The following is a 19,083-nucleotide window of genomic DNA, read 5'->3' on the forward strand; positions in this document are numbered from 1 at the left end:
CAGGTTAGCCGTGTCTCAGTAAATCTCCGGGAACCACAGGGAGATTTCGCGCGTTGCGTTGTCCACAGAGTCCGAGCCGTGGATCAGGTTCTCCATGTGGGGGCTGTTCCACGCGCGACCAAGGTCTCCGCGGATCGTGCCCGCGGGGGCCGTCGTCGGATCGGTCGAGCCCATGAGGACGCGCATGCCCTCGACGACGCGCTGGCCTTCGACGATGATGGCGACGACCGGGCCGGAGCTCATGAACTCCAGGAGGCCCTCGAAGAAGGGCTTGTCCTTGTGGTCGGCGTAGTGCTCGGCGAGCAGCTCGCGGGAGGCGATCATGAGCTTGAGGCCCTTGATCGTGTAGCCCTTGGCCTCGATGCGGCGCAGGATCTCACCGGTCAGGCCGCGGGCGTAGCCGTCGGGCTTCACGACGATGAGGGTGTGCTCCAGGGTGGGGTCGAGAAGGTGCTGGGGCTCCAGCAGAACACTCTTAGCGCTCACATTGTCTCCTTTGATGATGAGGGTTGCTCAGTTGCGCTTTCCAGCATATCTGTCAGGGCCGCAACCGCCGCTGTGGCGTCTGCCCCATTGGCCTCGATGTGGACGCTCTGACCTTGGGTGATGCCCAGGGCCATGAGCTCCAGGACCGACCCGCCGTCCGCCCCGTTGACGGTGACCTCGGCGTCGAAGGTGCCCGCCAGGCGCACGAAGGCGGCGGCGGGTCGCGCGTGCAGGCCGACGGGGTCCGCGACGACCGCGTCCGCCTGCGCCCACGTCGACGAGGCCGGGGTCCCTCCCCCTGCCCCACTGGGCTTCGCGGGAGCGGGGCTGGCCGCCTCCTGGGCGGGCACGTCGTCCACGCGGGGGGCCAGGGCGGCTGCGACGTCGGCGACCTGGTCGAGGTCTTCGCCGAGCTGGGCCCGCACTGAGGATGCGACGGCCCCTTCGACGAGGCAGGTGTCGACGAAACGCACGCGCTCGGGTTCGTCGCTCATGTCGATGACAGATTCGACGGTCATCGTGGCCGAGCCGAGGTCGGTCAGGACGATGACGCCGCTTCCCTCCCCGTCCACGGCAGCAAGGGCGGCCTCGAGGGCCGTCTCCACGAGGTCGTAGGAGGTGCCGATGCGGCCGTCGTCCGTGCCCCCGGCGGCCTCGAAGTGCACGTCGGGGGCCATCTGGGCGGCCAGCTCGCAGACTCCGTTGGCCAGGGAGGCCGAGTGGGAGACGATGACGAAGGAGACGCGCACGCTCATGCTGCGCCGGCCTCGCCCGCTGCTCGCACGGCGGCGCGCAGGATGAGGGAGGTGGACACGGCACCCGGGTCGAGGTGTCCGATGGAGCGTTCTCCCAGGTAGGAGGCGCGTCCCTTCGTGGCCCGCATGGGTTCCGTGGCGGCAGCTCCGACCTCTGCGGCGGTGGCGGCGGCCTCGAGGACGGCCACGGGATCGCTACCGGACTCGGCGGCCGCGCGGGCGGCCTCGAGGGCGGGCGTCCACGCGTCCACCATGGTCTTTTCGCCCGTGGTGCCCTTGCCTCGGGCCTGGATTCCGTCGAGCGCGCCCGCGATTACCGCTGCCACGCCCGCGCTGTCGAGCTCGCCGTCACCGGCGGCCTTCGATGCGCGCAGGAACGCGGTCCCGTAGAGGGGCCCGGCGGCGCCGCCGACCGTGGACATGAGGGTCTTGGCGACCGTCTTGAGGACCTCGGCGACGCTGCCCGGCTGGGCCTGGCCCAGGGCCTCGACGGCGGCCTTGAAGCCGCGGTCCATGTTCTCGCCGTGGTCGCCATCTCCGATGGCTCGGTCCAGGTCCACCAGGTAGTCGCGCTGCTCAGCGACCTGCGCCGCGGCCAGCTCGATCCACCGCAGTGCCCACGCTGCATCTAGGCTCATCGTGTTTCTCCTTGTCCTGCCTCGTTGCTTACTTCCAGGCGACCGTGTTCACGGGCGCGTCGAAGAGCTCGAGGAGCTCGTCGTCGGCGCGCATGAGGGTCACGGAGACGCCGGGCATCTCCAGGCTGGTGACGTAGTTGCCGACCATCTGGCGGGCAATCTTGATGCCGTCCTTCTTCAGCAGGGCGGCGAGGGCGCGGAAGCAGATGTAGAGCTCGGAGACGGGGGTGCCGCCCATGCCGTTGACGAGAGCCACGACGCGCTCACCTTCGGCGAGGCCCAGGTCTTCGCGCACGCGCTCGTAGAGTTCGGCGACGAGGCTGTCTGCGGTCTCCATGGAGCCGCGGCGGTATCCGGGTTCGCCGTGGATGCCGATGCCCAGCTCAATCTCGTCCTCGCCCAGGTCGAAGGAGGGCTTGCCGGCGTGGGGCACCGTGCAGGGGCCCAGGGCCAGGCCCATGGAGCGGGTCTGGTCGTTGACCTTGGTGGCAATGCGGGTAACTTCCTCCAGGGAGTCGCCGCGCTCGGCGGCAGCACCAGCGATCTTCTCCACGAAGATCGTTCCGGCGACGCCGCGACGCCCCGCCGTGTAGAGGGAGTCCTCGACGGCCACGTCATCATTCACGACGACCGACGAAACCTTGATATCCTCCATGTCGGCCAGCTCGGCGGCGGTCTCGAAATTGAGGACGTCGCCCGTGTAGTTCTTGACGATGTGCAGCACGCCCGCGCCGTGGTCGGCGGCCTTCGTGGCCTCCAGGATCGGGTCGGGGGTGGGCGAGGTAAAGACCGCGCCGGGCACGGCCGCATCCAGCATGCCTTCACCGACGAAGCCCGCGTGCAGGGGCTCGTGCCCGGATCCGCCACCGGAGACGAGGCCGACCTTGCCCTCAGCCTTGGGGGCGTGACGGGTCACGAAGTCGGGCGAGTAATGGACATCGACGAGGTCGGGGTGGGCCAGGGCGAAACCTTCGAGTGTTTCGCGGACGACGGCGTGGACGTCATTGACGAGCTTCTTCATGTTGCCTCCTTGCACATTGCTCATCTGTACTTGTATACGTGATCAATCGTGCCACCTTTGAGCACGAAATCCTAACCGTGGCGGCCGCCACGATGCGGCCGCCCTGGTTGGGTTCCATCCTAGCGGGGGCTGTGACCGGCGAGGGCCAGCATTTCCCCGGCCAGCATGACCGAGCCAAACACAAGAACTCCGCTGCGATCCGCGGGCTCGGCCCCGGCCTCGGCGATCTCTGCTGCACGATCGACCGCGTCGGCCAACGACTCGCGCACGTCTACCCGGTCAGGACCGAAGACCTCCTCGGCGATCTCGGCCAGGCGCGCGATGTCAGCCGCGCGCTCGCCCGGCATCTGCGTGACGACAAGGTGATCGATGAAGGGTTCGACCTCGGACAGGACGCCCTCGACGTCCTTGTCCCCCATCGCCGCATACACGCCCGCGATGCGCGCGAACCCAAAGGAGGATTCCACGGCCTCGCGCAGGGTGGCCGCACCCGCGGGGTTATGCGCGGCGTCCACGATGATCGTGGGCGAATGACGCACAACCTGCATGCGTCCCGGGCTGGAGGCGTTCATGAGGCCCTGCTCGACGATGCGACCGTCCAGGCCACGCCCGCCCATGAAGGCCTCGACGGCGACGAGGGCCGCCGCCGCGTTGTGGGCCTGATACTGCCCGAACAGCGGGACGAACACGTCCTCGTAGACCGCGGAGGGCGTGCGGATCGTAACCATCTGGCCGCCGACGCCCATCTGACGATCCACGACCTCGAAGTCTCGGCCCTCGACGCGGGCGATCGCGTCGACAGAGCGCGCCTGCTCGAGGAGGATGTCGAGGACTTCCTCCTCCTGAGCCATGATGACGACAACCTGGCCGGGCTTGATGATGCCAGCTTTTTCGCGCGCGATTTCCTCGATCGTGGAGCCGAGCCACTTCGTGTGGTCCAGGGCGATCGGGGTGATAACGGAGACGCCCGCGTCGATGACGTTCGTGGCGTCCCAGCGCCCGCCCATGCCGACCTCGACGACAGCGGCGTCGACCGGATAGTCGGCGAAGGCCGCATACGCCATGATCGTGAACACCTCGAAGAAGGACAGACGGGGGCCGTCCTCCTGCGCGCTGCGCTCGTCCACCATGCCGACGTAGGGCTCAATGTCCTCCCATGCGCGCACGAAGCCCTCGCGCGTGATCGGGTGGCCCTCCAGGGAGATGCGTTCGCGCACGTCGAGCAGGTGCGGGCTCGTAAAGCGGCCCGTCTTCATGCCGAAAGCAGTAAGGAGCGAGTCGATCATGCGCGACGTGGAGGTCTTGCCGTTCGTACCCGTGATGTGGATCGACGGGTAGGAGTTCTGCGGGTCGCCCAGGATGTCCAAGGCGAGCTTCACGCGATCGAGCGTGGGATCGATGTCGTGCTCGGGTGCGCGCGCGACGATGGACTGGTAGATCTCCTGCACGCGGGCGTCCAGCGCGACGTCCTCCTCAGCCTTCGCGAGTGCGGCCTCGTGGGAGGCGCGCTCGTCGCGTGCCTCGGCGGCATCGTCGGCGAAGTCCTCATCCACCTCGCCCTCGATCTCGGCGAGGACTGAGGGGTCGGGGCCCAGCAGCAGCGAGTGCTCGACGAGGGCGCGCAGCGCAGCCTCGCGTTCGCTCTCCTCAGCCTGAGGGTCGCTGCCCTCCCCCGCCTCGGTGTCCTCGACCTCGTCGGCCGCTTCCAGGTACGGAATCAGGTCGGCCGGGATGCCGCCCTGCTGATCCTCGTGGGTGGGGTCTTGCCCGAAGAACGATTCGCCTGCCATGTTTCCTCCGCTGCTCGCAGTGTCTTCGCTATTTTACCGGGCCAGGCACGGCGGGCGGCTTGTTCCGCCGGTCACGGCGCGTTGTCGCGCACAGTCCGCGCGTCGTCATTGACGAGGCCGGGGCGGGGTACCCCCGAACCTACACATTCTCCGCGGGGAGCTCGTCGTCAGCGCGCCGACGAAGACAGGTAGGATGAAAGCCTTCACGATGATCTATTTCAGGAGGCGACACGTGGGTAAGTGGTTTAGTCAGGCATCCGAAATCGAGGAGTTGCGCGCCGAGAACCAGCGACTCAAGGAACAGGTTGCGACCCTCGAGGCGCGACTGCGCACCGCTTACGCGGACGCCGGAGTCGCGGCCCTCGCCGGATCATCCTTCCCCTCTCCCGAGGCGGCAGTACCGCAGGCCTCAGTTCCTGCCTTCCCAGCCGGTGCACCCAACCCGACCACGGCCTCCTTCCCGGAGCTGAGCGCCGCCGAACTCCAGATGATCGCCGAGGGCAGGGTCCTCAACGCCATCAAGGCCTACCGGGACCGCACCGGCGTCGACCTGAAGACAGCGAAGGCGGCAATCGACGCCGCGCGCTGAGCGATTCCCTCATGCTGGGCGAGCCAACCGCTCTGATAGGATGCCGACCACACAGACATCCTCAATGACGCGAAGGATTCCCCATGCTGCTGGCAGGTCTCACCGAAGAACCGGGCTGGATCCGATCCAGCTTCAACCTCACGTACCGCGTGCCGTGGGAGAAACTGACCCAGGGCGTGCGTGGGGTCTACCCCTACATCCAGGACGCCGAGGTGCAGGTCGACGGCGAGCCCCTCCGTTTGTCCGCACCCGAGGATCTGCTGGCTATTCCCGAGGCTTCCAGCGTCATGATCCGAGGCATGTCCCCCATCCTCAAGGCGCCGATCATGCTGACGTTCTTCAACCAAAAGCCGTTCGTCAACGTCGCGATCGGCCGGGTCAACGAGGAATTCCAGACCACCGACTACGAGAAGTTCAACAAGTCGATGTGCCAGTTCATGGACTCCATCGAGATCATGATGCACGTCCCGCCGGCCACGCTGCCGAAGGGCTGAGCACCGAACGCACCCCCGGAAGCGAGAGGAACACAGGCATGCACCTGGAAGGGCATCACGAGGACGGCGGCTGGCTCCTGTCCACCTTTACCCTCACGAACCGAGTCTCGTGGGAGATGATGCTCCAGGCGGTCTACGCCGCCTTCGAGTATTTTGCGGACATCACGATCTTCGTGGACGATCAGTCCGTCGAGCTTGAGTCGCGCGCCGACGTGCTCTCCATCCCCGAGGCTCGAAGCATCGGGATCGCCGGCGAGTCCGTGGTGGTCAAAGAACCGATGATCATCATCTTCTACAACCAGGTGCACTTCATCAACCTGCGTATTCGGTGCGGCAACGACGACCTGCACGACCTCGACTACGAGGGCTTCAACAAGATCGTGTGCCCGATCGTCGACGCCATCGAGCTGGCGATGTACCAGGAGCCCGTGCCCACGCCCGTCAAGGACGACGCTACTGAAGAAACCGAAGACGCCGAGGAGGAGAAGGCGTCCGAGGCCTCGTCCGCCGAACCCCCGATCCCCCCACCGCCAGCCACAGAACCACAGGACAGCGCGACTCCCGCCAACGCCCCTGCACCGGGCGCCGAACCGCCGATTCCCCTCCCGCCGGCCGAGGCCTCGGCGCCACCGATTCCCGCGCCTGCACCGAGAAAGAGGAGTGAGTTCCGATGCAACTAGAGACTCCTTCGCCCGACGACAAGCGACGCACTGTCCATCAGACACACATTTTTCCCACGCGCGCGCCCGGCCCAGGCGACGTGCTGCCCAACGCGGCGCAGGGCCTCGGAGAGCGCTACCGGTGCGGAGCTGACGTAACCGGCGCCATGGAACTGCAAATGGCCGAAGGCACCGACCCGTACATTCACTCGACGGCCGACTGGATGCGCTCGCGCTTCTCGCAGCCCGGCACAATCTGTCCGGAATGGCGCGACGACCGCGACCACGGCGAAATCCCGGGAACCAACCGCTATTTCCGCGACAAAGACGAGTTCATCGAAGCCCTCGACATCGATGGCCTGGACCACATCGGACACGTCGGAGCGCGCAACCTGACGCCCATCATCAAGTGCTTGATCTTTCCCTCGGAGTTCCGCTCGGGGCCACCCGCCAACTACAACGAGCTTTACCGCCAGTTCCGCTTCACCGATAACCCGTTGCCCGAGGACGTCGCCATCGAGATCTGCCTGCTCGACGAGGACATGGGTTCCCACGGGCAGGTCCCACAGGTGCGAATCATCGAAAAAGTCATGATCGGCGGCTGGGCGCCCATGACGATCGACGAGCTCATCACGCAGAACATCATCGAAGGAGTCTCCGAGCATGTTGGGGAAATTGGAAGAATTGATTGGAAAGATCTGTTCGGATACTTCCGTCGCTAAAGCCGACTTCCAGCAGGGATACGGGTACGGGTATTCGTTCTCGAACTACAACACCGATTTCTTCACCGTCTGGGAGATGTCGGGCTACTACCGTTTCAGCTGGTCCGAACGTCACCCAAGCTGGCGGTTCACCATGGACACGCGCAACGAGACGCTGGCCAGCTACGTGCTGGTCACCCAGGTCGGTGCGCTGCGTCGCGCACAGCTGCGCCAACGCCCCATCGTGATCCCGGGTGAGCCTCCCTCAGCGCAGCAGTGGAAGATCGCGGACACGCGGTGGCCGCGGGTCAAGCGATACACGAGCGCCACCGACCCGACGATGGTCGTCGAGTCGGTGAACAGCCTCGAGCTGCGTCAGACGCTCTTTGCCACGCAGTTCCCACTAGAGGACTACGTCGAGTCCTTCATGGACCCAGAGGCGAATCCCGTTCTCGCCCCGTATCTCTCCTCGGTCGAGCCGCACCTGGAACGCCTGCGCCACGCGGGCGTGAAGCTGCCGTCTGACGGCGATTACCTGGAAGGCACTCGCTAACCAGGGAATCTTCCCCGACACGATGCTCACAGAAACGGGCGGGCCGCGCTTTCGCGCAGCCCGCCCGTCTCAGTAACAGCACTCAGTGCTTGGCGACGCTCACTGCAAGCTTGTCGCCGGCCTCAACCGTCAGCGACAGAGCAAGGGTCTCGGCGGCGATCATGTCGCGCCAGGTCTCCACGTCGGCCACGTGCTCGGAGGGCACCGTCAGCGACAGGTTGATGCGGTCCGCGATGTGCAGGCCAGCGTTCTTACGCTCGTCCTGAACGGCGCGCACAACGTCGCGGGCGTAGCCCTCGGCCTCGAGCTCGGGGGTCAGCTCCGTATCGAGCACAACGAAGGTGCCCGACGCCAGAACGTCCGCGACCTGGCCCTCGGCGGCGTCCACGGAGGTGGACACGGAGAACATGTCGCCCGTGAGCACCAGCGGCGCCCCATCCAGCTCGACGGAGGCGAAACGGCACTCGCCGTCCACGACCTCCCACTCACCGGACTTCTGAGCCTTGAACAGCTGGCTCGTCAGCTTACGGACAGCCGGATCGAAGGCGCGCGGGTTCAGTGCGAGCTCGGTGCGAACGCTCAGGCCCGAGTCCTGCGGTGCGGAAAAGACCACGGACTTCACGTTCACCTCAGAGGCGATCAGGTCCGCGAAGGGCTCCAGCGCAGCGAAGTTCTCCGACACGACCAGCAGCGAGGCCAGCGGCTGGCGCACGCGCAGCTGATGCGTCTTACGCAGCGCGTGGGCAGCCGACACGATCGAACGAACCTCATCCATCGCGGCGACCAGCTCGGGGGCAGCCACGGCCTCATCAAGGACGGGGAAGTCAACGAGGTGCACGGACTCCCCGCCCGTCAGGCCGCGCCAAATCTCCTCGCTCAGCAGCGGCAGCAGGGGCGCCGCCAGCTCCATAAGCGTCACGAGAGCCGTGTACAGCGTGTCAAACGCGGCGCCATCCTCGTCCCAGAAGCGCTGACGCTGGGTACGCACGTACCAGTTCGTCAGGACGTCCAGGTAATCGCGGATCGCCTCGCACGCGCCGGCCACGTCGTAGCCGTCAAGCGCGCCGCGCACGTCCTCGGCGAGGGTGCGGGTGTGGGCCAGCAGGTAGCGATCCATCTGCGCCAGCGCGGCCACGGCCTCGGGCGACGACAGATCGATGCGCGAGGCCTCGTAGCCCTCGCCCTTGTTGCAGGCACCCGCGTACAGCGTGAAGAAGTAGTAGGTGTTCCAGATGGGCAGCAGCACCTGACGGACGGTGTCGCGGATCGACTCCTCCTTGACGATCAGGTTGCCGCCGCGCACGACCGGGCTCGACATGAGGAACCAACGCATGGCGTCGGAACCGTACTTGTTGAACACCTCGGCCACGTCCGGGTAGTTTCGCAGCGACTTACTCATCTTCAGGCCGTCGTCGCCCAGGACGATGCCGTGGGAGACGCAGGAGCGGAACGCCGGGCGATCGAAGAGCGCGGTCGCCAGGACGTGCAGCGTGTAGAACCAGCCGCGCGTCTGACCGATGTACTCGACGATGAAGTCGCCCGGGTAGTGGTTCTCGAACCACTCCTGGTTCTCAAAGGGGTAGTGCACCTGCGCGAAGGGCATCGAACCGGACTCGAACCAGCAATCGAACACGTCGGAGATGCGACGCATCGTCGACTTGCCCGTCGGGTCGTCCGGGTTCGGGCGCGTCAGGGAGTCGATGAAGGGACGGTGGAAGTCCGTGACCTTCACACCGAAGTCGGCCTCGAGCTCCGCGATGGAGCCGTAGACGTCGGTGCGCGGGTACGCCGGATCGTCCGAGACCCACACGGGGATCGGCGCGCCCCAGAAGCGGTTACGCGAGATCGACCAGTCGCGGGCGCCCTCCAGCCACTTGCCGAAGATGCCGTCCTTGGTGTGCGAGGGGGTCCAGGTGATCTCCTGGTTGAGCTCCACCATGCGATCGCGGATCTCGGTCACGCGGACGAACCAGGAGGACACGGCCTTGTACATGAGGGGCTTGCGGCAGCGCCAGCAGTGCGGGTAGGAGTGCACGTAGGACTTCTCGCGCACCAGCACGGCGCGGATCTCGGGGGCGCGGCGCGCGATCGGGCCACCCTGCTCGCGCAGGTCGGCGACCACGTAGCGGTTCGCGTCGAAGATCTGCATGCCCTCGTAGTCGCTTACCTCGGAGGTGAAGACGCCGCCCTCGTCGACGGGCAGAACGACGCCGATGCCGTACTCCATGCACGTCCACATGTCATCCTCACCGAAGGCGGGGGCCTGGTGGACGAGGCCGGTGCCGTCCGTGGTCGTCACGTAGTCGGCGGCGATGATGGACCAGCCGTTGGGGCCGGGAGCGCCAGCCTCAGCGCGGCGCTCGGGGGTGTCGAAGTAGTCGTAGATCGGGTGGTAGTGGGTGCCCACCAGCTCCGAGCCCTTGTAGGTGGCCACGACGGTGGGTTCCTCGCCCAGCTCCTTGGCGTAGGCGTGGATCAGGTCGGTGGCGATGAGGACGCGCTCGCCCGCGAAGACACCCTCGTGGTCGGCAGCCACCTCAACGAGGGAGTATTCGATCTCCGGGCCCACGGCGACGGCCGAGTTCGAGGGCAGGGTCCAGGGCGTGGTCGTCCAGATGAGGGCCAGCTCGGGGCGCGCCGAGTCCTCGCGCAGCTTCGTCTCGAGACGCAGGCCCACGGTCACCGTGTTGTCGGTGCGGTCCTGGTACACGTCATCGTCCATCTTGAGCTCATGGTTGCTCAGAGGCGTGCGGTCGTTCCAGCAGTAGGGCAGGACGCGGTGGCCCTGGTAGGCCAGGCCCTTGTCGTAGAGCTGTTTGAACGCCCAGATCACGGACTCGGTGTAGGGCATGTCGAGCGTCTTGTAGTCGTGCTCGAAGTCCACCCAGCGGGCCTGGCGGGTGACGTACTCTTCCCATTCCTTCGTGTAGCGCAGGACGGAGGAGCGGCAGGCTGCGTTGAACGCCTCGATACCGATGCCACCTTCGCGGGTGATCTCGGTGACGTCCTCGATGCCGAGCTGGCGCTGGGCCTCGAGCTCGGCGGGCAGGCCGTGCGTGTCCCAGCCGAAGCGGCGCTCGACGCGGTGGCCCTTCATGGTCTGGTAGCGGCCCACGACGTCCTTGACATAGCCGGTCAGGAGGTGACCGTAGTGGGGCAGGCCGTTGGCGAAAGGCGGGCCATCGTAGAACACGAACTCGTTGGAGCCATTCTCGCCGGCGTCGCGCATCTCAATGGATTTGCGGAAGGTGTCGTTGCTGGCCCAGAACGCCAGGGTGCCCTCTTCCATCGCGGGGAAGGAAGGGCTGGGGTCCACCTCGTCTTGCCGGTGGCGGGGGTAGAAGCCGTGCTTCGTCATGAGTGTCCTCGTCTCGCGCCTATACAGGGACGAGGACCGGCGTCGCCGGCACGCGCGGTACCACCCCGCTTGCCGCTCCCTCGCCGGGCGCGGCCGCTTCGTTGGGGCTATGTCGGGCCCTCCCGTCCGGTTCTACTGGAGGGGACGAGGCCGTGGCCGGCTGTCGCTGCCCTCTTTCTTCCGGATGCTCCCCGGTGATACCCCGCTGGAGCGGGCCGGATCGTAGCGAAAAACCAGTGTAGCGAAGAAACTCCGGAGCGCCCACTGGGCGGAGCGTCTGTCTGCACACAGCGCTCCTGCGAGCGCTCGTTGTCGCGTGCGTAGACGACGGCCTAGTGGGCCGTGGTCGGCGAGTGTTCGGAGGGGTGTGGGGCTCCTGTCCTAGAGTTGTGGGGTGAGTGTAGTGGAGACGAAAAGCCCCGCGCGCCCCTGGGGTGCGCTTATCGGCGCGCTTGTGCTGGTGGCGCTGATTGCCGTGTGGGCCACGCAGGGAACCCTGGCCGGATCGGGCCTGCCCATTGGTCGCGCGGCGACGATCGCCGTGGGCATGACCCTGCAGGCGATTCCCTTCCTGCTTCTGGGCGTGTTCGTCGCAGAACTCATCGAGGCCTTCGTCTCCCCCGCCCTGATCGCGCGCGTGTTTCCGACGAACCCTGTGGCGTCCGTGTTGACCGCTCTCGTCGCTGCTTTCCTTCTTCCCGTCTGCGATTGCTCGGCGGTGCCGATCTTTCGTTCACTGCTGCGCAAGGGCGTTCCCCTGTCGGCGGCGACCACTCTCATGCTGGCTTCCCCCGCGATCAATCCCCTGGTGATTGCATCAACGTATTACGCGTTCGGCTCGTGGGCGATTGTGGGTGCACGTATTGGGCTGAGCATCATCGTCGCGTTGTCGGTAGGCCTGTCGATGCTGGCTTCTCCTCCGAGCGCCCTGCGCGAGGAAGCCCACGTCCACGACGGGGACTCGTGCGGATGCGACGGCGGCTGCGAGACGCCGGACCGCTCGTTCTCTGGCATCCTTGGCGCGACTGGCCATTCCTTCGGGCGAATCCTGCCCTATCTGCTGGGCGGTGTGGCCGCCTCGACTGCGGCGCAGGTGTTCTGGCCGGTGTCTTCCCTGCTCGCGGGCCTGCCCGCTCCCGGCGCCCTGGCGCTCATGATGGGGGCGGGCTTCGCCCTGTCGCTGTGTTCCTCTTCGGACGCGGTGATCGCGCGTTCGCTGGCCTCCCTCGCGCCGCAGGGAGCACTCATGGGGTTCATGGTCTACGGCCCGATGATGGACGTGAAGAACGTGGCGCTGCTGTCCTCGCAGTTCCGCGGCGCGTTCGTGCTTCGCCTGTTTGCGACCGTCACGTGCATCGCCGCCGCCGTCATTGGTGGCGCCTGGTGGATGGGGGTCCTCTCGTGAAGCTCATCGACCGCATCGCCCCCGTCCTCGAGTCGCTCTCTCTCGCGTCCCTCGGCGGCGTGCTGCTGTGGCTCGCCATGTCTGGCCGCTACGCGTCCTTCGTGCCCCCGTCGGCACGCTTGGGCATCATCGCGTCCAGCATCGGCCTGTTCGCCTGCGCGCTCGCACTCTCCGCGCGCATCGACGCCGGCGAACACAAGAGCGCGGACACGGCCACCTCCTACCGGGCCACGACGCGCAGCCTCGTCGCCCTCCTGGCTGCCGCCCTGCTCATCCTCCCCTTCCGCGTCTCCCCCTCCGAGCTGGCCGCGGGCGCGATTGGCGCACGCCCCACCTCTGGCGGATCCACCATCGACGCGGACACCGACGATTCGACCGAGGACACCCCCGGGGATTCCGACAACTCAGCGAACGGGGGTGCAAACCCTACCACCGGCAGTGGCAGCCAGAACGCGGGCGCGGGGCAGGCCTCGTCGAGCGGGAAGCTGGAGCTCACGACCGACAACTTCTACTCCCAGGTGGAGGAGATGATCGCCAACGGCCGCGCGCACGATGGTCAGCGCGTCGAATTGACGGGTTTCGTGCTCAGTGCCGAGGCCGCGAGCGCCCAGGCGTCGATTCCGCGCGTGACCGATGAGGAGAGTTTTGCGGTGGCGCGTATGGCGATTTGGTGTTGTGCGGCGGATGCGTATCCGGTTGGTTTTGCGGTGCGGTGGGCTGGGCCTGCTCCTGAGGCGGATAGCTGGGTGCATGTGAGCGGTACGCTGCGTGTGCGCGGCGGGAAGGCGCTGGTCATTGAGGCTGATTCGGTGACGCCGGCACAGACGCCGAATCCGGAGTTTGTGGTTCAGACGCGTTAACCGCACGCATTTTAGTGACGCAGTTCACTACCTCTGTTTATGTCCGTTACTTCGGACACAAAATTGTGCGCGTACGGTGAATGAAGCGCACACGGCAGGCGCGGGCGCATCACCACACCTTCAAGGATGAAGACATGTCATCGACAACCACACTCACACCCCGCGACAAGCAAGCGAGGCGCTACGCAACGACTCTCGCTCTGATCGCCACCCTCGGCCCCTTCTTCTACGGATTCGAGGGCATGGTCCTCAACGCCGCCATCAAGGCCGTGGGATCCACCTTTGAGCTCGGCCCGATCCTGCAGGGCGTTGCGGGCGCGGCAGGTGTCATCGGTGGGCTGATCGGTGCCCTCGCCGCGGGGCGCATCTCCGACAAGATCGGCCGTAAGACGACGCTCATGTGGGTCGGTCCCTTCCTGCTTGTTGAGGCCCTCCTCGGCCCCATCTCTCCCCTACTCGGTAGCCTCGGCTATCCCTTCCTGCTCCTGACCCGCATCATTGGCGGCATCGGCTTCGGAGCGGCGACCACGGTTGCCCCCGGCTACGTCGCTGAGATCGCGCCCGCAGACATCCGCGGGCGTCTCATCGGATTCCGCCAGCTCGCGATCATCCTGGGCCTCTTCTTCGCCGGCCTCATCAACACGGCGGTCGTCTCGATCACGGGCGGCGCTGCCAAGCCTGCGTTCGGCGGGCTCATGACCTGGCAGGTCCTCTTCGCGTGCCTCATCATCCCGGCCCTGCTCTTCGTCGTCTTTACGGCGAAGATTCCCGAGTCTCCCCGTTACCTCGTCTCCGTGGGCCGCACCAAGGAGGCCGAGGAGATCCTGGCCAAGCTGTCCGGCGAGGAAGACCCCGCGGCCCGCGTCGAGGCCATCGCCCAGTCCCTGACGATCACGGGCGGCGCGAAGCTCTCGATCGGACAGATCCTGTCCTCGCAGTGGCGAGGCCTCGTGTTTGTCGGCATGGCGATCGCAGCCTTCCAGCAGCTCACCGGCATCAACGGCGTCTTCTTCTACTCCAACTCCCTGTTCGCCGCCGTCGGCTTCACCGAGTCGATGGCCCTGGCCCAGACCCTGCTCATCACCGCATTCAAGATCGTCGGCGTCCTGTCGGGCATCATGCTGGTGGACCGCGTGGGCCGCAAGCGCATGCTGATCTACGGCGGCACCCTCATCTTCGTCTCGCTCGGCATCGTGGCGACGGTCTTCACGGTCGCCCCCACCATCGACGGCAAGCCGGATGTCGCGGACTCCCCCGTCCTGGCATTCCTGGCGGTCGCGGCCCTGTGCATGTTCCTGCTCGGATTCACCTCCTCGTGGGGCCCCATCTTCTCCATCGTCATGGGCGAGATGTTCCCCAACTCGATCCGCGGCGGCGCCATGTCGCTCGCGTCGGGTGCCGACTTCCTCGTCAACTTCCTGGTCGTCCTCCTCTTCCCCTTCCTCATCGCCTGGTCGCCGGCCGGCACCTACTGGATCTACTGCGCCTTCGGTGTCCTCGCGGTCATCTTCACAGCGAAGTTCCTCACCGAGACCAGCGGCGCCGAGCTTGAAGACATGGACAAGGTAGTCGCCCAGAAGTGAGCGCTCTCCCCTTCGATTTCAACGACAAAAAGGCACTGCAATGACTAATACGACTCGGGACATTCCCAACAACGTGCGCAACGTCCTGGTCATCATGACCGACCAGCACCGCACCGACACGATCGGTTGCCTGGGCAACCCCCACGCGCAAACTCCCGTCATCGACGCGATGGGCGAATCGGGCTTCGCCTTCACCCATTGCTTCACCCCCACGGCTATCTGCACGCCGGCTCGCGCCTCCCTGCTGACCGGCAAGCGCCCGGGCAAGCACCAGGTGCTGGCCAACCCCGAATGGAATATCGCTTACCAGGTCTCGATCCCCGAGGGCACGTGGACGTACACGCAGGAACTGCGCGACGCCGGCTACAACGTCGGCATCGTCGGCAAGTACCACTGCGGCTACAACCTGCCTGACAAGTTCGGCGCGGACGACGACACATACTGGGGCGCCGAAAACCCGGTCGCCAACGAGAAGTATGTCGCCTGGCTCGAGGCCAACAACCTCCCACCGGTGCGCGCGCACGACCTGTGGCGCGGCAAGCTGCCCGGCGGACGCGACGGGCACATCATCGCCGCACGCCTCGACCAGCCCGAGGAAGCCACCTTCGAGCGCTTCCTGGCGGACCGCGCGATCGAGAAGCTTCGCGAGTACGCCGCCGACTGGAAGGACTCGAAGCAGCCCTTCTGCCTCGACGTGCACTTCTTCGGCCCCCACCTGCCCTACTTCCTGCCCGACGAGTGGTTCGACCTCATCGATCCAAACGACGTCGAGCTGCCGGAAAACTTCGGCGACTCCCTCATCGGCAAGCCCCCGATCCAGGAGAACTACGCGACCTACTGGTCCACGTCCTCGTTCACGAACGAGCAGTGGAAGAAGCTCATCGCGGTCTACTGGGGCTACACGGCCATGATCGACTTCGAGATAGGGCGCATCATGGACGTGGCGCGCGAGCTGGGCATCCTGGACGACACGGCGGTCTTCTTCTGCGCGGACCACGGTGAATTCACGGGTTCACACCGCCTCAACGACAAGGGCCCGATGATGTACGACGACATCTACAACGTCCCCTTCATAGCCCACATCCCCGGCGTCTCAACCGTGGGACGCTCCGACGCATTCGTCTCCCTCATCGATCTGCCGGCCACGGTCCTCGACATCGCGGGCCTGGACACCTCGCTCGTGGAGGACGGCCGCTCGATCGTGGATCTGACGCGCGGCGGACAGGTCGAAGGCTGGCGCGAGGACATCGTGTGCGAGTTCCACGGCCACCACTTCCCCCTCCAGCAGCGCATGCTGCGCACGCGGGACTTCAAGCTCGTCATCAACCCCGAGTCGATCAACGAGCTCTACGACCTGCGACTCGATCCGGCGGAGATGAACAACGTGTACACCGTGCCCGTCTACGACGAGATCCGCAGGGAGCTGGCCACGAACCTGTACCTGCAGCTGCGTGAGCGCGGGGATCACTCCTTCGCCAAGTGGATGGCGGCGATGACGGACTTCGACATCCCGCTGGTGAACACGGCTCGCTCCGACCTCGACGAGGTCACGAGCGACTAAGCCCCTGCCTCGGCGGCGGGAGGACACGCATGATCCCGCCGCCGAGGCCAACGCGCGCCCTGCACACCCCACACAGTGACGCGTATCATAGAAGCTGTCAACGAGGCCGAAGCGCCCCGAGCGGACACCAACGACGAAGCGCCGGGAAGGAGAGGCATGCACTACCCCACACGCAGACCACTGCCCACCCTCGAAGACCGCATCGTCGCCCACCTGGCCAAAGCCCCCGCAACGCGCTCCCAGCTGTGCGAGGCCCTCGACACCTCACGCACGAACCTGGGGCGCGCGCTCACCACCCTCCTCGACGAGGGATCGGTGACGCCCGTGCGCACGAACGCCCCCGGACGAGGCCGGCCCACCCAGCTCCTCACCCTCAACTCATCGGCGGCACACTGCGTCGGCCTGAACGTCACGCGCACGTCGTGCGCGGGCGTCATGCTCTCGCGCGCCGGCACCGTCCTGGCCGCCGTTCATATCATCTCCCCCGCCTCTCCCTCCCTCCAGCTCTCTCTCGAGCAAACCTGCGAGGCTCTGGCCGCGAGCGCGGCCCGTCAAGGAATCGACACTTCGACGGTGCGCGCGGTGGGCGTGGGGGTTCCCATTCCGATGGGGCGTAACGCCAGGCTCTCCTCGGACGCGTACCCGACCATGGAGGAGCTCAGCGAGCTCACGCGTCGTTGGTGGGCTCCTCTCCCGATCGTCGACAACACCGTGCGCATGGCGGCGCTCGCGGAGGCCCTGTGGGGCGCGGGCGCGGACATGTCTTCGTTCATCTACTTGCGTCTATCTGGGGGCGTGGGCGGCTGCGTCGTCTCCGATTTTCGCCTCGTTGGCGGGGCAGGAGGGCTGGCCGGGGAACTCGGGCACATGACGGTGGGCGCCAATGACTCACCCTGCGCCTGTGGCAAGCGCGGTTGCCTCGAAACACTGGCATCCGTCCCGGCGCTGTGCGAGCGCGCGGGCGTCGCCGATATTGCTCAGCTGCGGGCCGCCGTATTGTCCGGCGACACGCGTGCGCGCGAGGCCCTGGAGCGGGCTACCCAGGCTGTCGGCTATGTCTTGGGTTCGGCCGCGCTCCTCATTAACCCTCGGGCCATCATCGTGGCCGGCGAAATCGTCGACGCGTTTCCCTCCCTGCGATCCGACATCGCGGCCGCCATGCATAGGGAGCTGATTCCCGTCATGGAGTGGGACATCGACGTCGTGGGGGCATCACTCGGGCCTTTGGGTGCTGCTCAGGCAAGCGCGTACATCGCCGCCCGTCCCTTTGAGGAGGACACCGCAGCCGCTCGCCTCCCCGAGGAAGGCTCACCCCTGGAGGTGGGGCCGGCCTCGTCGATGGAGGTGCGCACCGATCACGGGGGTAGGCCGTGATGCGCTCGATCCCCTTCTCCGTCGTCACCAAACCGACGGGGGCAGCCTGCAACCTGGATTGCCAGTACTGCTTCTTCCTGTCCAAGGAGCTGCTCTACGACGCAGCGGCGCAGACTATGTCCGAGCAGACCTTGGAACGTTACGTCGAGGCGTTCCTCGAATCGAGCCCCGACGGCGAGGTCACGATGCTGTGGCAGGGCGGGGAGCCGACCCTGCGTGGCCTGCCTTTTTTTGAGCGCCTCATTCAGTTGTGTGAGCGCTACCGTCGCCCCACCCAGCGTGTGCGTCACGCACTGCAGACCAATGGCACGCTGGTGACCGACGACTGGGCCAGCTTTTTCGCGGACCATGACTTCCTCGTGGGCGTGTCCATCGACGGGCCTGCTCCCCTGCACGACGCCTACCGGGTCAACCGTGGCGGGCGGGGCACACACGCGATGGTTGTGCGCGGCTGGGAGGCACTCGCTCGCGCAGGCGTGGAGACGAACATTCTGTGCACGGTCAACGCCGCCAACGAGGAGCACGGGGAGGAGGTGTACCGCTACTTCCGCGACGATCTGGGGGCCCGCTACCTGCAGTTCATCCCCATCGTCGAGCGCGTGCGCGCCGCCGACCTGGCCCAGGCCGAGCGCGGCTGGCGCTCCGGGACCTCGGCGCTCCTGTACCGCCAGGACGGGGACTGCGTCACCAGCCGTTCCACATCCCCTGCTTCCTACGGGCGTTTCCTGTGCGAGGTGTTCGACCAGTGGCTGTCCGCCGACGTCGGCGAGGTCTTCATTCAGGACGTGGATTCGACCCTGTCGGCCATGTTTGGCTCGGCCACGGTGTGCGTGCATGCGCCCCAGTGCGGGGCGAACATGGCGATGGAGTTCAACGGCGACGTGTACGCCTGCGATCACTGGGTGGAGCCGGATTGGTTGGTCGGCTCAATCAACTCCTCGTCCTTCACGCAGCTGGCGGCCTCGGAGAAGATGCGTGACTTCGCTCGCCTCAAGCCCAGCCTGGATGACGAATGCCGCGCGTGCCCGCACCTGCGGCTGTGCTGGGGAGGATGCCCGAAAGACCGTTTCGTGCGACGCGGCGAGTCCTCACATAACTACCTGTGCGAGGGGTACCGGGCGTTTTATGAACACGCCACCCCTGCCCTGCGCGCGATGGGCATGCTGATCGCGGCGGGCAGGCCGGCCTCGGACATCATGGACCCCGCGGTTTCATCCTCCCTTGGACTATCTCTCACCACATCTATTCGGAAATGA

At 66.2% G+C, this 19,083-nt stretch carries 17 protein-coding genes; 11 read left to right on the forward strand and 6 right to left on the reverse strand.

The genetic code is table 11. The features are described from left to right. Positions 1–15: 15 nt before the first annotated feature. The 5 genes from ndk to ACTODO_RS06815 all read right to left on the reverse strand — a co-directional run bounded on the left by ndk (position 16) and on the right by ACTODO_RS06815 (position 4,690). Positions 16–486 carry a nucleoside-diphosphate kinase gene (ndk, locus tag ACTODO_RS06795; RefSeq protein ID WP_003792595.1) on the reverse strand — a complete coding sequence of 157 codons (471 nt, stop codon included), beginning with the start codon at positions 484–486 and terminating at the stop codon, positions 16–18. Further along, complete coding sequence (gene dhaM / locus ACTODO_RS06800) at positions 483–1,241, reverse strand: dihydroxyacetone kinase phosphoryl donor subunit DhaM (protein WP_003792596.1); 759 nt, start codon at positions 1,239–1,241, stop codon at positions 483–485. The genes ndk and dhaM overlap by 4 nt, the downstream gene beginning before the upstream one ends. Continuing rightward, entirely contained in the window at positions 1,238–1,879 is a 642-nt protein-coding gene (gene dhaL / locus ACTODO_RS06805) for a dihydroxyacetone kinase subunit DhaL (RefSeq protein ID WP_003792597.1), read from the reverse strand. The genes dhaM and dhaL overlap by 4 nt, the downstream gene beginning before the upstream one ends. A gap of 28 nt (positions 1,880–1,907) precedes the next feature. After that, a complete protein-coding gene (dhaK, locus tag ACTODO_RS06810; protein ID WP_003792598.1) occupies positions 1,908–2,900 on the reverse strand; it encodes a dihydroxyacetone kinase subunit DhaK in 993 nt (330 codons plus the stop codon). A 119-nt stretch (positions 2,901–3,019) separates the two neighbouring features. After that, on the reverse strand, positions 3,020–4,690 hold the full coding sequence (locus ACTODO_RS06815; RefSeq protein WP_003792599.1) for a bifunctional folylpolyglutamate synthase/dihydrofolate synthase: 1,671 nt from the start codon (positions 4,688–4,690) through the stop codon (positions 3,020–3,022). Between the two features lie 232 nt (positions 4,691–4,922). Here ACTODO_RS06815 and ACTODO_RS06820 point away from each other — a divergent pair, with 232 nt between their 5' ends. The 5 genes from ACTODO_RS06820 to ACTODO_RS06840 all read left to right on the forward strand — a co-directional run bounded on the left by ACTODO_RS06820 (position 4,923) and on the right by ACTODO_RS06840 (position 7,686). Then, entirely contained in the window at positions 4,923–5,279 is a 357-nt protein-coding gene (locus tag ACTODO_RS06820; protein ID WP_432263822.1) for a 50S ribosomal protein L7/L12, read from the forward strand. Positions 5,280–5,362: 83 nt separating this feature from the next. After that, positions 5,363–5,773: a hypothetical protein gene (locus ACTODO_RS06825; protein ID WP_003792602.1), complete on the forward strand. Its 411-nt coding sequence runs from the start codon at positions 5,363–5,365 to the stop codon at positions 5,771–5,773. Between the two features lie 38 nt (positions 5,774–5,811). Then, positions 5,812–6,453, forward strand: a complete 642-nt coding sequence (locus ACTODO_RS06830; RefSeq protein WP_003792603.1) for a hypothetical protein — start codon at positions 5,812–5,814, stop codon at positions 6,451–6,453. A gap of 158 nt (positions 6,454–6,611) precedes the next feature. Then, positions 6,612–7,154 carry a hypothetical protein gene (locus ACTODO_RS06835; protein ID WP_244262534.1) on the forward strand — a complete coding sequence of 181 codons (543 nt, stop codon included), beginning with the start codon at positions 6,612–6,614 and terminating at the stop codon, positions 7,152–7,154. Then, a complete protein-coding gene (locus ACTODO_RS06840; protein WP_244262535.1) occupies positions 7,096–7,686 on the forward strand; it encodes a hypothetical protein in 591 nt (196 codons plus the stop codon). The genes ACTODO_RS06835 and ACTODO_RS06840 overlap by 59 nt, the downstream gene beginning before the upstream one ends. An 82-nt stretch (positions 7,687–7,768) precedes the next feature. On the opposite strand, the gene ileS is transcribed toward ACTODO_RS06840, so the two are convergent. Next, the gene (ileS, locus tag ACTODO_RS06845) at positions 7,769–11,044 is read right to left on the reverse strand and encodes an isoleucine--tRNA ligase (RefSeq protein WP_003792606.1); all 3,276 of its coding nucleotides are present in this window, start codon (positions 11,042–11,044) and stop codon (positions 7,769–7,771) included. A gap of 403 nt (positions 11,045–11,447) precedes the next feature. Here ileS and ACTODO_RS06850 point away from each other — a divergent pair, with 403 nt between their 5' ends. The 6 genes from ACTODO_RS06850 to ACTODO_RS06875 all read left to right on the forward strand — a co-directional run bounded on the left by ACTODO_RS06850 (position 11,448) and on the right by ACTODO_RS06875 (position 19,083). Continuing rightward, entirely contained in the window at positions 11,448–12,449 is a 1,002-nt protein-coding gene (locus ACTODO_RS06850; RefSeq protein WP_003792608.1) for a permease, read from the forward strand. Continuing rightward, entirely contained in the window at positions 12,446–13,309 is an 864-nt protein-coding gene (locus tag ACTODO_RS06855) for a TIGR03943 family putative permease subunit (RefSeq protein ID WP_003792609.1), read from the forward strand. The genes ACTODO_RS06850 and ACTODO_RS06855 overlap by 4 nt, the downstream gene beginning before the upstream one ends. A 134-nt stretch (positions 13,310–13,443) precedes the next feature. Further along, on the forward strand, positions 13,444–14,892 hold the full coding sequence (locus ACTODO_RS06860) for a sugar porter family MFS transporter (RefSeq protein WP_208853695.1): 1,449 nt from the start codon (positions 13,444–13,446) through the stop codon (positions 14,890–14,892). A gap of 40 nt (positions 14,893–14,932) precedes the next feature. Continuing rightward, the gene (locus ACTODO_RS06865) at positions 14,933–16,453 is read left to right on the forward strand and encodes a sulfatase family protein (RefSeq protein ID WP_003792613.1); all 1,521 of its coding nucleotides are present in this window, start codon (positions 14,933–14,935) and stop codon (positions 16,451–16,453) included. A 156-nt stretch (positions 16,454–16,609) separates the two neighbouring features. Further along, a complete protein-coding gene (locus ACTODO_RS06870) occupies positions 16,610–17,827 on the forward strand; it encodes an ROK family transcriptional regulator (protein ID WP_003792614.1) in 1,218 nt (405 codons plus the stop codon). Beyond that, entirely contained in the window at positions 17,824–19,083 is a 1,260-nt protein-coding gene (locus ACTODO_RS06875) for an anaerobic sulfatase maturase (RefSeq protein WP_081445780.1), read from the forward strand. The genes ACTODO_RS06870 and ACTODO_RS06875 overlap by 4 nt, the downstream gene beginning before the upstream one ends.

The sequence above is a fragment of the Schaalia dentiphila ATCC 17982 genome (assembly GCF_000154225.1).
Taxonomy (GTDB): domain Bacteria; phylum Actinomycetota; class Actinomycetes; order Actinomycetales; family Actinomycetaceae; genus Pauljensenia; species Pauljensenia dentiphila.

Excerpts from the sequence above, each read along its gene's own strand:
- ACTODO_RS06835 (WP_244262534.1), top strand. The coding sequence starts at position 6,612 with ATGGCCGAAGGCACCGACCCGTACATTCACTCGACGGCCGACTGGATG.
- dhaK (WP_003792598.1), bottom strand. The coding sequence starts at position 2,900 with ATGAAGAAGCTCGTCAATGACGTCCACGCCGTCGTCCGCGAAACACTC.
- dhaM (WP_003792596.1), bottom strand. The coding sequence starts at position 1,241 with ATGAGCGTGCGCGTCTCCTTCGTCATCGTCTCCCACTCGGCCTCCCTG.
- ACTODO_RS06840 (WP_244262535.1), top strand. The coding sequence starts at position 7,096 with ATGTTGGGGAAATTGGAAGAATTGATTGGAAAGATCTGTTCGGATACT.
- ACTODO_RS06830 (WP_003792603.1), top strand. The coding sequence starts at position 5,812 with ATGCACCTGGAAGGGCATCACGAGGACGGCGGCTGGCTCCTGTCCACC.
- dhaL (WP_003792597.1), bottom strand. The coding sequence starts at position 1,879 with ATGAGCCTAGATGCAGCGTGGGCACTGCGGTGGATCGAGCTGGCCGCG.
- ACTODO_RS06825 (WP_003792602.1), top strand. The coding sequence starts at position 5,363 with ATGCTGCTGGCAGGTCTCACCGAAGAACCGGGCTGGATCCGATCCAGC.
- ACTODO_RS06870 (WP_003792614.1), top strand. The coding sequence starts at position 16,610 with ATGCACTACCCCACACGCAGACCACTGCCCACCCTCGAAGACCGCATC.
- ACTODO_RS06815 (WP_003792599.1), bottom strand. The coding sequence starts at position 4,690 with ATGGCAGGCGAATCGTTCTTCGGGCAAGACCCCACCCACGAGGATCAG.
- ACTODO_RS06865 (WP_003792613.1), top strand. The coding sequence starts at position 14,933 with ATGACTAATACGACTCGGGACATTCCCAACAACGTGCGCAACGTCCTG.
- ACTODO_RS06860 (WP_208853695.1), top strand. The coding sequence starts at position 13,444 with ATGTCATCGACAACCACACTCACACCCCGCGACAAGCAAGCGAGGCGC.
- ileS (WP_003792606.1), bottom strand. The coding sequence starts at position 11,044 with ATGACGAAGCACGGCTTCTACCCCCGCCACCGGCAAGACGAGGTGGAC.